Raw genomic sequence first — 12,701 nt, 5'->3', positions numbered from 1 at the left:
CTCGCCCGACGCGGCCCGTGGTCCTAGCATGCGCCCATGGCCGAGCAGCGACGTCCGGGCGGGCGGGGAGGCGTGGACCTCTCGTCCCTGCCCCCGGACGCCGAGGACGGCCGCTGGGGCGTCGCGCGACTGGTCGCGCAGCGGGAGGCGGAACGCCGCGCCCGTGAGCGGGTCGCCGCCGCACCCCCGCTGACGGAGGACGCTCCCCCGCCGGCGTCGGCCGAGCCGGCTGCGTCGGCGGAGTCGACGGCGGCCCCGGCGGAGGCGCTCGCGACGGCCCCGCCCACCCCTCCCGCTCCGCGTCGTCCCGAGTCGCCCGTGCCGCCCGCCCCGCGGGCACCGGTGCCGGTCCCGCCGATGCCCCGGCCCCCGCTCCCCGCCCCGCGCCGGCCGTACGGGGGGATCCCGCAGGCGAGTGACCCCCGCGCCCCGCGCCCGCGCGTCGAGCCGGACCCCTCCCTGTTCGGGTTCGCCCGGCGCACCCGCAGCCGGCGTGGGTCGCGGATGTTCTGGTTGTTCTTCGCGCTGGTCTTCGCCGTGATCGCGATCCAGACGGTGGCCTCGATCGTCTGATCGGGTACGACCGCTCACCCGCTCGTCCGGAGTAACTCGGCGCCGTACCGTGCGGCCCTGCCCGCGTGTGTCGGGGGTCCCGACTACCCTGATGTCAACTACCGGCATGCCGCCGGGGCCCGTCAACCGCCGATCCAGCGTCGCCGAAACACTCCCGGTGACCCCGGCCCGGTACGAGGAGGTGAGCCGCCATCGGTTCCCCCGCGACCCCGCAGGTCTCCGCCCCGACGTCGCACCGGGTGTCCTCGGTGCTGGCGATCCCGGCGTTCCGCCGCCTGTGGACGGTCACCGCCATCACCTCCACCGGTGAGTGGCTCTCGGTCCTGGCGATGACGTCGCTGGCCACGCACCTCGCCGCCGGCGCCGGGTACACGGCACAGAGCTTCGCCCTCGGCGGCACGGTGGCGGCCAAGCTGCTGCCGTCGCTGCTGTTCGGGCCGTTGGCCGGGGCGCTGGCCGACCGGTTCGACCGGCGCAAGCTGATGGCCACCTGCGACATCCTGAAGTTCGGGCTGCTGTTCTCGATCCCGATCGTCGGTTCGCTGTGGTGGCTGCTCATCGCCACGTTCCTGATCGAGCTGTGCGCGATGTTCTGGATCCCGGCGAAGGACGCGGCGGTGCCGAACCTGCTGCGCCGCCCGGACCAGATGGAGACCGCCGCGCAGCTCGGGCTCGTCGTCACCTACGGCGTCGCCGTGGCCGGTGGTGCCGGGCTGTTCGCGCTGGTCACGAAGTTCGCGCCGCTGGTGGACGCGACGACGCCGACGACCGCGGTCTACCTCGCGCTGTTCGTGAACTCGTTCGGGTTCCTGTTCTCCGCGCTGATGGTCTGGTTCCGGATCCCGGAGCTGTCCGGGCGTCCGAACAAGGCCGACCGGGCCGCGAAGCCGCCGTCGCTGATGTTCATGCTGCGCGACGGCTTCACGTTCGTCGCGACCACGCCGCTGATCCGCGGGCTGGTGATCGGCATCATCGGAGCCTTCACCGCCGGTGGCGCCGTGATCGCGACCGCGAAGCTCTACTCGTCGAGCCTGGGCGGCGGCGACGCGGCCTACTCGATCCTGTTCGTCGGTGTCTTCGGCGGGCTCGCGCTCGGCATGGCGTTCGGGCCGCGGCTGGCCCAGCGGCTGCCGCACAACCGCCTGTTCGGCACCGCGATCGTCGGAGCCGGGCTGTCGCTGGTCGTCGTCGCGCTCGCGGTGCACCTGTTCATGGCGATCGCCGCGGTGATGTTCGTCGGCGGGTTCGCCGGCGTCGCGTTCCTGACCGGCCTGACGATCATCGGCACGCAGGTCGCCGACGAGGTCCGCGGCCGGGTCAACGCGTTCGTGCAGTCGCTCGTGCGCGTGGTGCTGCTCGGCGCGATGTCGCTGGTCCCGATCGTGGTCGGCGTGGTCGCCACCCGCACGATCACCATCGACGGCACCCCCTACCTGGTCGACGGCACGCGCTTCGTCCTCGCCGGCGCCGGCATCGTCGCCGCGGTCGTCGGTACGTTCGCCTACCGGCAGATGGACGACCGCCGCCTGGAGCCGCTGCTCACCGACCTGGTCGCCGCGCTGCGCCACGGCGAGCGCCGCACCGGCTCCGGCGTGCTGATCGCGATCGAGGGCGCGACCCCGGCCGAGACCTCGCGCCAGGCCGACCTGCTCGCCGCGGCCCTGCGCGAGCGCGGGCACCGCGTCGTCGAGCCCGACGACGAGGGCGACGCGGCCCGCTGGAACGCCGCCACCCGCGAGGCCGACCTGGCCGGTGCGCGGGCCAAGGCCCTGGCCGCGGCCGCCGTGCGCGCCGACCTGGTGGAGCGCGTGATCCGCCCGGCGCTGGAGTCCGGCGCCGTGGTCGTGATGGACCGGTTCATGGCCAGCCCGCTGGCCCAGTTCGGCGTGGCCGCCGAGCAGATGGGTGCCGCACCCGACGACGGCGAGCTGGAGAACCTGGGCAAGTGGGCGTCGGGCCGGCTGCGCCCGGACATGTCGGTGCTGCTCGACCGGGCCCCGGACGCCGCCGGTGGCGCGGCCGCCCCGGTCGCCGGCGCCGAGCACGCCCGCGTGCAGAAGCTGCTGGCCCGGATGGTCGCGGTGGAGCCGCACCGCCACGTCGTGATCGACGCCGACGGCACCGAGGACGACGTCGCCGAGCGCGTCCGCAACGGTGTGTTCCCGCTGATCCCGGCCCCCGGTTCGGCCGACGCCGAGACGCTGACCACCTCGACGAGCGCCACCGGCCCGCTCCCGGCCGTCGGCGACGACGTCCCGCCGACGTCCCGACCCTGAGACCGGCGCCATGAGTGTCTGGGACGACGTCGTCGGCCAGCCCGCGGTCGTCGCCGAGCTGGGCGACGCCGCGTCGCACCCCGCGTCGATGACGCACGCGTGGCTGTTCACCGGCCCGCCCGGCTCGGGCCGCTCGAACGCCGCCCGCGCGTTCGCCGCCGCCCTGCAGTGCCCCGACCACGGCTGCGGGCAGTGCGCGTCGTGCCGCACCATCATGTCCCGCACGCACGCCGACGTCCGCGAGATCGTGCCCGAGGGCCTGTCCATCTCGGTCGCGGAGATGCGCAGCCTGGTCCAGCTCGCCGCCCGCAAGCCGTCCACCGCGCCGTGGCAGATCGTGATCATCGCCGACGCCGACCGGCTCACCGAGGGTGCGTCGAACGCGCTGCTCAAGGCCGTGGAGGAGCCGGCGCCGGAGACGGTGTTCCTGCTCTGCGCACCGTCGGACCACCCCGACGACGTGCCGGTGACGATCCGGTCGCGCTGCCGCCTGGTGCACCTGCGCAGCCCGTCCGCCGAGGCCGTGGCCGGGGTGCTGCGTGACCGCGACGGCATCGACCCCGACCAGGCACAGTGGGCCGCGTCGGTCTCCGGCGGGCACGTCGGACGGGCACGGCGCCTGGCCCGCGACCCCCAGGCCCGGGCGCGGCGCGAGTCGATCCTCGCCGTCCCGACGAAGCTGAACCGGCTCGGCGACGCGTTCTTCCACGCCGAGTCGCTGATCAAGTGGGCCGAGACCGAGGCGAACGACCTGCGCGAGCAGCGCGACGAGACCGAGCGCGAGGAGCTCGCCGTCGCGATGGGCGCCGGCGGCACCGGCAAGGGCGTCGCGGGCGCCGCGCGCGCGGCGAAGGCGGCCGAGCGTGACCTGGAGAAGCGCCAGAAGTCCCGCGCGACGCGGACCCAGCGCGACGCCCTGGACCGGGCCCTGGTCGACCTGGCCGGCTTCTACCGCGACATCCTGATCGCCGCGAGCGGCGCCGACGTCGTTTTGACCAACCCGGACCGGGAACAGGAGATCCGGGTCGCCGCCGCGGAGTGGCGGTCCGAGTCCGCGCTCCGGCGCCTGGAGGCCGTCCTGGCCTGCCGGGAGGCCCTGGAGCAGAACGTCAAGCCGCGGATCGCGGTGGAGGCCATGATGACCGCACTGCACAGTGGTTGAGGGACACGGTGGCTGATCGGCCGCTCATCCTCACCGCGCTCCTCGAGGAGTCGGCCCAGGAGCACTTCGACGACCTGCGCCGCCGCCACTTCCCGTCCGACCGCAACCACCTCGCCGCGCACCTGACCCTGTTCCACCACCTCCCCGGCGACCAGGAGCCCGCGGTCGACGCCGCCGTCGCCGAGGCGACGGAACGGCCGCCCCTCACCGCGCGGGTGAGCGCCGTCCGCCTGCTCGGCCGGGGCGTGGCGTTCGACCTGCGATGTCCCGAGCTCACCGGGCTGCGCCGTGACCTGGCCGCACGGTGGGAGCCGTGGTTGACCCGGCAGGACAGCGGGAAGTCCGACCTGCACGTGACGGTGCAGAACAAGGTCACCCCGGCCGCGGCGCGGAGCCTCTACGACGACCTGTCGGCCGGCTTCGAGCCCTACGACGTCCCGGTCGTCGGCCTGGCGCTGTGGCACTACCTGGGTGGCCCGTGGTCCGAGGGACCGCGCCATCTTTTCGACCACTCGTAGCGAACCGCCACCTCAGCGACCGGGACGACCCAGCTCCAGGACGGCCGCGGCGACGTCCCGCGGTGCCTCCTGCGGGACGTTGTGGCCGGCGTCGACCCGGCGGTGGACGACGATCCGGCCGAAGTGACGCTCGTGCTCGGCGGTCGTCCGGGGAGACGAGAGCGTGGCCTCGGTCGGGTCGAGCACGACCGTCGGGACCTCGATCCGGGGCTGCGCCGCGATCAGCCGCTCCGTCGCGGCGTAGGCCGGGTCGCCGTCGACGAGCCCGTAGCGGTGCCGGTAGGAGTGCACCACGACGTCGACGAAGTCCGGGTTGTCGAACGACGCCGCGCTCGCCTCGAACTGCCGGTCGGTGAACGCCCAGGTCGGCGACCACTCCGACCACAACAGACGGGCGAACGCGGCCCGGTGCTCGGCCAGCCCGGCCCGCCCGCGCTCCCCGTGCAGGTAGTACTGATACCAGAGGCGGCGCTCCACCTCGGGCGGCTGCGGAGCCGAGAACCCGGCGATGTCCTGCACGTTGTAGCCGGCCACGGTGACGAGCCCGCCCACGCGCTCCGGCCACAGCGCGGCGACCAGACACGCCGCCCGGCCGCCCCAGTCGTAGCCGGCCACGACCGGCCTCTCCAGACCCAGCGCCTCGATCAACGCGAGCAGGTCGTGGGCGAGCGCGGCCTGCTGTCCCGACCGCGGGGTCGCCGCGTCGCGGAACCGCGTCGGCCCGTAGCCACGCAGGTAGGGGACGACGACGTCGGCACCCGCCTCGACCAGCGGGCCGACGACCTCGTCGTAGCTGCGAGGGTCGTAGGGGAACCCGTGCGACAACACGACCGGCCATCCTCCATCGGGGCCGTGCCGCTCGAACGCCACCCGCAGGACGCCCGCATTCACAACGTCGATCGGCATGACGACGTCGTACCCCGACGTCCGACGACGCACACGACACGGCCCGCGGGGGGCCATCAGGTTCGCTCGGGCCTACGGCTACACTTTGAGCCGCAGTACCCGCCGCCTTAGCTCAGTCGGTTAGAGCGACGCACTCGTAATGCGTAGGTCTGGGGTTCGACTCCCCAAGGCGGCTCCCCAGGTCAGAGCCTCATACGAGGCCCCTGACCACCCCTCAGAATTCGGTTCGTGGCCTCCTTTGTGGCCTCCCGGTCGTCTTAGCGTCGGGTCATGGCCTCCGCGAAGCGTCCTCGCCCCCGTCGGCGGGGCTCGATCTCTTGGCTCCAGAGCGGCTCCGCACGCGTCAAGGTGTACGGCGGCGTCGACCAGATCACCGGCCAGAAGCTGTGGCTCCGGCAGACCGTGGCCGCGCGCGAGACTAGGGCGGAGACCGCCGCGGAGGCCGAGCGCGTCCTGACCCGGCTGCTGAACCGGGTCGACGAGCACCGGAGTCCCCGGACCGAGGTGACAGTCAGCCAGCTCGTGGACCGGTGGCTCGAGGTCATCGACATTGAGAAGAAGACCCGCGCTGGCTATGTCGGCAAGATCGAGAAGCACATCCGGCCGACGATTGGCCGGCTTCCGGTCGGCAAGGTGACCGCGGAGACGCTGGACACCCTCTACGCGCGCCTCCGCCGCTGCCGGGACCACTGCGGTGGGAGGAAGTACGTCCAGCACCGGACGACGCACGAGCACACCTGCGACGAGCACTCCCCTCGACGTAAGTGCCAGAAAGACGTCACCGGCGACCCGCAGGCGGAGTGCCGATGGTGTGACCGAGTGTGCGGACCGCACGTCTGCGTCCCGCTCGCTGGGGGAAGCATCCGCATCGTTCACGCGATCCTGAGCGGCGCGTTCCAGCGGGCGATCCGCTGGGGCTGGATCGCTGTGAGCCCGGTTGACCAGGTCGAGCCGCCGTCGGTGCCGCGGCCGAACCCGAACCCGCCGACGGCGGAGGAGGCTGCGGAGATCATGAAGGACGCGGAAGGCGATCCCGACTGGTCCGCGCTGATCTGGTTCGCGATGACGACCGGTGCGCGGCGCGGCGAGATCTGCGGGCTCCGGTGGGCTGACATCGACTTGGACCGTGGCGTCGTCGTCCTCCGGTCGAGCATCGGGCAGATCGCCGGGGACGTGTGGGAGAAGGACACCAAGACGCACCAGCACCGCCGGGTCACCATTGATCCGGGAGCTGGTCCTGGTGCTCATGTCGCACCGCGAGAGGTGCGACGCGCGCGCTGCGGAGCTGGACACGACCGTTCGACGGGACGCCTTCGTGTTCTCTCCGGCGATTGACGGCGCAGCTCAGCTCAACCCGGACACTGTCACGCAGCGGTATGGGCGGATGGTGAAGCGGCTCGGGATCAGCACGCACCTGCACTGTCTCCGGCACTACTCGGCGACGGAGCTGATCGCGGCTGGTGTCGACATCCGCACGGTGGCCGGCAGACTCGGCCACGCTGGCGGTGGGTCGACAACCTTGCGGACCTACACGGCGTTTGTACTGGAGTCCGAGCAACGCGCTGCAGCCGCTCTGGCAGCGCGACGCCCGCGTGGTACTCCAGCATTGAGTCGTCGATGCCCTGGTTGAAGGCGAGCGGCGTTCGTCGACCACCGCAGGCGTAACAGACCGAGGCCTGCTCGCAGCTCAACGTTCTGCTAGGGAAACTCCAACACCGAGGCCATCGGCGGCCGCTCATCCCGGCAGACTGACAGATTGAGCCTTTCGCGTGACGTTGTTTGCGGGGTCGGGCCCGGGTGATCAACGACTTCGCAGAGAGCCGGCTGGCGTTGTGCGTTCGTCGGCTGTCGGCCGTAGTATCGCTCCGTGCTTCCTCGACTGAAGTCGGTTTCATTGCAAAACGGTCAGCGGGTCGACCCGAGCGATGGTGTAACGGTTATCGTTGGACCAAATAATGCTGGCAAGACAAGACTCCTCAGGGAGACATTTGAGCGGCTAAATCAGCCTAATATTGGCCCCAATCAGCATCTTGTTGTGGGTGAAGTAGAGCTTGAGTGGCCAGGGAGCCTTCAGGAATTTATAGGTTGGATCGATCGGGTTTATGGATGGCGGCCCCCTGGTCAGTACCCCGACGGAACTCATGGTGAGCGCACCTTCCAGGCTGCAAGTGGGGTGACGCTTGAGTCGCAAGTTCACGCACTGTGGGGAACTCAGACCCATATACATCCTCTCGGTGGAATGTACGCTCTTCAATTGGATGCGCAGAGCCGATTGAACGCATCGTTAGACTCGCCCGCATTCAATCCGCGCACCCAGACTCCAACGGCGCCTGCTCAGCATCTGTGGAACTCACGAGAACTTGAGGCCGAAGTCAGTGCGCTAATGGATCGCGCATTTGGGGAAAGTCTGACAGTTGACCGCTACGCGGGTAACGAGATACATCTATTGGTGGGAAGGCCGTCTTCAGTCGAATCCGGCCCGCCGCCGTCGAAGATCTATCTTGACGAACTACAGGCTTTACGTCGATTAAATGAGCAAGGCGACGGAATGCGCGCCTTCATGGGAATGCTTTTGACGATCCGGACATCCGAATACAAGGTCATTCTAATAGATGAGCCAGAGGCGTTTCTCCACCCTCCCCAGGCGCGACTCTTGGGAAGGATTCTTTCAGAGCAGCATGGCCGCGGAACGCAAGTAATAGTTGCCACGCATAGTGAGAATATCGTCCAAGGGATTACGGGTGGAGCACCAAAAGCAGGCTTCGACCCTACAATCGTCCGTATTAGTCGGCAGGGTGGGCCGTCTCATGCTTCTCAAATTCCGATCGAGAAGGTTCAGCAGCTATATCACGATCCACTCCTGCGTCATTCATCTGTTCTTGATGGTCTATTCTATCAAGGTGTTGCCGTCTGCGAAGGGGACTCGGATTGCGCATACTACAATGCCGTTCTGACTCACCTCACGGGTAGCGATCAGCTGCAGGTTCGCGACGTCCACTTCATGCATTGCGGCGGTAAGGATAGAGTCTGGAAGGCGATAGACGCGCTCAGGGCAGCACGGGTTCCATGCGTAGCGGTCCTAGATTTTGACGCACTGAGATCTGATGCGGTACTAAGCTCGCTAATGTCTACCCAGGGCGGAAATCTGGAAGAGATTCGCTCTGACTTGAACACTATGCGAAACGCAATAATTTCGAAAACTCGACCGGCGAGCCGCATTGCCGCGAAAGCCGAGATCGACCAAGTCTTCACGAGATCCGGGAGCCAAGGTAATATCTCGAACAACGATCGTGAGTTGATCTCAAATGCTCTGAGCGGTTCCGACGGTTGGGCTGAGGCAAAGAATAACGGCCGACGAATCCTCGCTGGCGACGCGTTGAATGCGTTCGACCGCGTGAATAGCTGGCTTCGGCGGCACGGGGTATTTGTAGTCGCCGATGGTGAGTTGGAGTCTTTTAACCGTGAGGTTCCCGCGGGCAACAAGGCAAAATGGCTAGCAACAGTCCTGGAGGGGCGCCTTTACGAGGGCGCAAATAAGGCGCATAGCTTTGTAAAAGAAATGTGTAAGGCGCTATCCGATCAAAAGCTTCCATAGCAGCCTGTAAGTGGATGATTCACCGAACATTCTGGGCCATCGGGCGTGAGGCGACCGCCGGGCTGCATCTCAACGCTCGAACTGTGCCTTCGTAGCTGGAAGACTTGCACCTGAGAGGGAGCGTGCCAGTTGGGCGCCGTAGAATAAGTCTGTGGAGGGAGACAGCACGATCGCAAACTTTGGTCGAGATTCGGCCGAGAATGTACTTCGCGCTACTGGCAGCCTGAGAGCGCTAGACATCCGGCACGCGAGGCTCCTGCGTCTTGGGGAAAACGCGATCTATCACTGCCCCCAAGCTCATGTAGTCGTGCGGATTGCGCGCTCGATGGCGCGTTGGTCAGACGCCGTGAAGGAGGCGCAGGCTTCGAGATGGTTGGACGGCTGCGGGGTCTTGGTGTGCAGGTTGGCCTCCGGCGATCAGCCTATTGAAGTAGACGGCCATCCAGTCACCTTCTGGGAGTTTATCGACGGTCGCCGTGGCCGTCCGAGCGATGTGCGGCAGCTCGGTGATCTGGTGGGCAGAATCCATCGGCTCCTGCATCCGGCAGAGTTCGTGTTGCCGCGTTTCAACCCACTGGGTCGAGTCGCCGCACGTATCGAAGATGCACCGATCCCCGACGTCGACCGTCGCGTCCTCACTGAAATGCTCGACGAGATCGCGGCGCAGTTGCCGCGTCTCGATTTCCCCCACGCGCCGACCGTCATCCACGGCGACGCCCACGTTCAGAACCTGATGGTCCCCGCCGACGGGAAGCCGATCCTCATCGATCTGGAGAACGTTGCGATCGGCCACCCCGAGTGGGACCTGGCCGTCACCGCGACCGAGTGGCAGGTCGCCGGCTTCTGGACCGACGAGCAGTACCAGGAGTTCGTTGAGGGCTACGGGGGCTTCGACGTGACCAGCTGGTCCGGGTTCGAGGTCCTGCGTCGCGCGCAGGCGATCAAGATGACGACCTGGCTCATGCAGAACGTCAACGAGTCGCAGGAGATCCGCGACGAGTACGAGCTGCGTATGCGCACGATCCGCGACGGCGAGCCGCTTCGCTGCTGGACGCCGTTCTGATCACTTGCCGACCGGCGTGCGCAGCACCGGATCGGTGAGGACCGCCAGCTCGACGGCTCGCGGGTCGCGCGGGTGGGCTTCGGTCACCTGTCGCACGAAGTCCGAGACGTAGCGCCGGTATCGGCTGGACTGCAGCGGCCCGGCCAGTTCGATCGCTTCCCTGGCGACGACGATCGCCTCGTCGAGCGATCCTTGCTGCAGCGCGCCCGCGGCCGTGACCATGTTGATGAACGCTCGCGTCCGGGGCGGCGTCGTCGGCGAGGCGACGGCCAGGCCGGCGAAGTGTCGAGCTTCCTCTCCCTTGCCGAGATCTCGGAAGCAGTGCGCGGCCTCGCCTGCGAGCTCGGCAGGGTCGAAGTAGCTGATCCAGGGCGGATCGGCATCGCCGCCGCGGTGAAGGGACACCTCGGCGCGTTCGAGCGCGCGAGAGGCACCGGCACCGTCGGAGAGCGACGCGAGTGCGCGAGCCTCCATCGCGTGCAGGAGTGCCAGGGTGGCCGGCGCTGGGATGTCGACGCTGGTGCTGATCGCCGCGCGGGCGAGCTGGACGCTGTCCCGGAATCGGCCGAGGTAATTGGCCTGGTGGCTGAGGTTCGAGAGCAGGCGCGCCCCGAGCAGGACGTCGCCCGCATCCCGGGCGAGGCGCAGTCCGTAGACGAGGTAGCGCTGCGCGGCGGCGTGCCGTCCGGCGTCGTAGGCACTCCAGCCGAGCATCTGGGCGAGCTCAGCCGTCGCGGACAGGATGTCGCTGCGCTGGGCCCCGCGCGGCAGGGACTGGAGAAGCGGCAGGACCTGGCTGCGGAAGTAGAAGAGCAGGAGCTCGCGGGTGTGGCCGCCGCCGAGCTGGAAGTCCAGCTCCATCAACCGAGCCGTTGTCAGTCGTATCGCCTCGGCGTCGAGCGGGCCGTCACCGGCGTCGAGGCGACGGTGCTCGCTGTGACCGTCGAAGAGGTAGCCGGTGATGATCGAGGGTGTGGCGAAGCGGTCCCACGCCTCCGGTCCGGGGACGAGCACGCCCGCGGCGTCCGCGTCGGCGACCGAGTCGAGGCCGTCGGTCGCGGTATCAGCATCGTCGGGGTACACGACCGGCTCGACGGACGAGTTCCGGCTGTGGTCGGCAACAGGCCCGGCGGTGAACCCGAGGCCGGCGGGAGTGATGGTCCGGCGGAGCTTCTCGGACAGGGGCGCCGCGATGAGCATCGCGGTCTCCGCTTTGGGCTGTGTGCCGTCGAGCCAGCGCTTCACGGCAACGTGGTCGGCGGAGCTCCGTGCACCGCGGGCCGCAGCGAGTTCGCGCACCCGCCGCGCAAGCCCGTTGTTGCTCATCCTTGCTTCGCTCATCGCGCGGCCCAGCGCGATGTTCGCGGTCGTGCTGCCCATCTGGTTCACCGCCCGGAGGGACGCCCTGCACCCCGCGTGCACCCCCTGTGCACGGATGCACCCCCCGAGCACACTGTAGGTGGGGGGTCCGACACTGTTTGCTGATTCGCATGAAGTCGAACGCAAGAGCAAACAGAACGCCTCGTGAGCTACTGCCCGGGAGCGCGACCCTCCAGCTGGGCCACACGGGATTCGAGCGATGCGAGGGCGGCCGACGTCCGCTCCTCGAGCTGTTGCAGGCGGGCCACCAGGTCGGACTGCGTGACGGAATCCGGCGGTTCTTCGCCCGGCTCCGCCGTCACGTAGACGGCCTTGCCGGGCTGGCCCTGGGCGACGCCCTCCTGGCGCAGCTCCCGGATCGCAGCGCGGACGACGGTCGTGGACACGTCGTACGTGCGGGTGAGCTGGGAGGTCGACGGCAGCTCGCTGCCGACGGGGTACGACCCGGCTCGGATGGCGCGACGTAGCTCGTCGGCCACCTGCAGGTACTTCGGGCGCCCCGTGTGCTCGGTCATCAGCCTCCTCCGCGGGGCAGCCTACGCAGCTCGCCGATGACCGCGTCATAGCCCCGCGGTGGGTGGACAAGTCGAACTAAGCTTGTGCACTATGTGCATATAGCACACCATGTGTGTATGGATACGAACCGAGAGGAAGCCATGACAAACAGCGGAGTCCCGACCGTGGGGCCGACGTTCTACGACGTCCAGGAGGTGGCCGCGATGCTGAAGATGTCGCGGATGACCGTCTACCGGGCGATCTCGACCGGGGAGCTGCGCGCGGTGCGCGTACGTGGCCGGTGGCTCGTACCGGCCCAGGTGATCCAGACACTCGTCGAGAGCGCCGTCGCCGGTGCAACGGCCGACGCACCCGGCGGTGCCTGATGGGCAGCGTCGGAATCCTGATCCTGGTCGCGCTGATCGGCGCGTTCATCTGCGCGAAGGCCCGCTCGGCCGGTGGGGCGATCGCGTTCGCCTCGCTCGCGCTCGTCCTGTTCATCGCCACCCCGGTCGGCTCCGGTTTGCCGGGTGCTGTCGGAACCTTCATGTCGGCGTTCGACCAGGCGGCCACGCCCGCTCTGAACCGGACACAGCAGGCCGGCACTGACGGGAGTGGGTCGTGAGCGCGGGAGCCGGTCGGCAGGCCGGGGACTCTGCGCTCACGGCCGCGCAGGCCTGGGAGTCGGGTGGTCCCGCCTTCGGCGGGGCGGTGGACCGGCCGGCCCGAGTTC

Annotated in this window: 13 protein-coding genes and 1 tRNA gene; 11 read left to right on the top strand and 3 right to left on the bottom strand. The window is 68.8% G+C overall.

Going from position 1 to position 12,701, the window contains the following annotated elements:
• Positions 1-36 precede the first annotated feature (36 nt).
• From EV383_RS29670 to EV383_RS29655, 4 genes are all read left to right on the top strand, one after another.
• A complete protein-coding gene (locus tag EV383_RS29670) occupies positions 37-573 on the top strand; it encodes a hypothetical protein (RefSeq protein ID WP_130293342.1) in 537 nt (178 codons plus the stop codon).
• Positions 574-812: 239 nt separating this feature from the next.
• Complete coding sequence (locus EV383_RS29665) at positions 813-2,849, top strand: bifunctional MFS transporter/dTMP kinase (protein ID WP_242623365.1); 2,037 nt, start codon at positions 813-815, stop codon at positions 2,847-2,849.
• Positions 2,850-2,859: 10 nt separating this feature from the next.
• Positions 2,860-4,011 carry a DNA polymerase III subunit delta' gene (locus tag EV383_RS29660; protein ID WP_130293340.1) on the top strand — a complete coding sequence of 384 codons (1,152 nt, stop codon included), beginning with the start codon at positions 2,860-2,862 and terminating at the stop codon, positions 4,009-4,011.
• Positions 4,012-4,019: 8 nt separating this feature from the next.
• Positions 4,020-4,529 carry a 2'-5' RNA ligase family protein gene (locus tag EV383_RS29655; RefSeq protein WP_130293338.1) on the top strand — a complete coding sequence of 170 codons (510 nt, stop codon included), beginning with the start codon at positions 4,020-4,022 and terminating at the stop codon, positions 4,527-4,529.
• Positions 4,530-4,541: 12 nt separating this feature from the next.
• On the opposite strand, the gene EV383_RS29650 is transcribed toward EV383_RS29655, so the two are convergent.
• Positions 4,542-5,435, bottom strand: coding sequence for an alpha/beta fold hydrolase (locus EV383_RS29650; RefSeq protein WP_130293336.1), 894 nt, complete (start codon positions 5,433-5,435; stop codon positions 4,542-4,544).
• A 101-nt stretch (positions 5,436-5,536) separates the two neighbouring features.
• On the opposite strand from EV383_RS29650, the gene EV383_RS29645 reads away from it, so the two are divergent.
• The 5 genes from EV383_RS29645 to EV383_RS29630 all read left to right on the top strand — a co-directional run bounded on the left by EV383_RS29645 (position 5,537) and on the right by EV383_RS29630 (position 10,093).
• Positions 5,537-5,610, top strand: a tRNA-Thr gene (locus EV383_RS29645).
• Between the two features lie 95 nt (positions 5,611-5,705).
• Complete coding sequence (locus tag EV383_RS29640; protein WP_207223704.1) at positions 5,706-6,770, top strand: tyrosine-type recombinase/integrase; 1,065 nt, start codon at positions 5,706-5,708, stop codon at positions 6,768-6,770.
• Entirely contained in the window at positions 6,682-7,065 is a 384-nt protein-coding gene (locus EV383_RS33235) for a tyrosine-type recombinase/integrase (RefSeq protein ID WP_423213674.1), read from the top strand. The genes EV383_RS29640 and EV383_RS33235 overlap by 89 nt, the downstream gene beginning before the upstream one ends.
• A gap of 237 nt (positions 7,066-7,302) precedes the next feature.
• On the top strand, positions 7,303-9,030 hold the full coding sequence (locus tag EV383_RS29635; RefSeq protein ID WP_130293334.1) for an ATP-dependent nuclease: 1,728 nt from the start codon (positions 7,303-7,305) through the stop codon (positions 9,028-9,030).
• A gap of 151 nt (positions 9,031-9,181) precedes the next feature.
• Entirely contained in the window at positions 9,182-10,093 is a 912-nt protein-coding gene (locus EV383_RS29630) for a phosphotransferase (RefSeq protein WP_130293332.1), read from the top strand.
• On the opposite strand, the gene EV383_RS29625 is transcribed toward EV383_RS29630, so the two are convergent.
• Positions 10,094-11,473: an NsdA family TPR-like regulatory protein gene (locus EV383_RS29625; RefSeq protein WP_130295216.1), complete on the bottom strand. Its 1,380-nt coding sequence runs from the start codon at positions 11,471-11,473 to the stop codon at positions 10,094-10,096.
• 149 nt (positions 11,474-11,622) lie between these two features.
• Entirely contained in the window at positions 11,623-11,988 is a 366-nt protein-coding gene (locus EV383_RS29620) for a winged helix-turn-helix domain-containing protein (RefSeq protein WP_130293330.1), read from the bottom strand.
• A 141-nt stretch (positions 11,989-12,129) separates the two neighbouring features.
• On the opposite strand from EV383_RS29620, the gene EV383_RS29615 reads away from it, so the two are divergent.
• Together EV383_RS29615 and EV383_RS29610 are read left to right on the top strand one after the other, a co-directional pair.
• On the top strand, positions 12,130-12,354 hold the full coding sequence (locus tag EV383_RS29615) for a helix-turn-helix domain-containing protein (protein WP_130293328.1): 225 nt from the start codon (positions 12,130-12,132) through the stop codon (positions 12,352-12,354).
• Positions 12,354-12,593, top strand: a complete 240-nt coding sequence (locus tag EV383_RS29610) for a hypothetical protein (RefSeq protein ID WP_130293326.1) — start codon at positions 12,354-12,356, stop codon at positions 12,591-12,593. Before EV383_RS29615 ends, EV383_RS29610 begins: the two co-directional genes overlap by 1 nt.
• The last annotated feature ends 108 nt before the right edge of the window (positions 12,594-12,701 follow it).

The sequence above is a fragment of the Pseudonocardia sediminis genome, assembly GCF_004217185.1.
In the GTDB taxonomy this organism is placed as follows: Bacteria; Actinomycetota; Actinomycetes; order Mycobacteriales; family Pseudonocardiaceae; genus Pseudonocardia; species Pseudonocardia sediminis.
The sequence above is the reverse complement of the archived record's forward strand: the minus strand, read 5'-3'. Positions and strand labels throughout refer to the sequence as shown.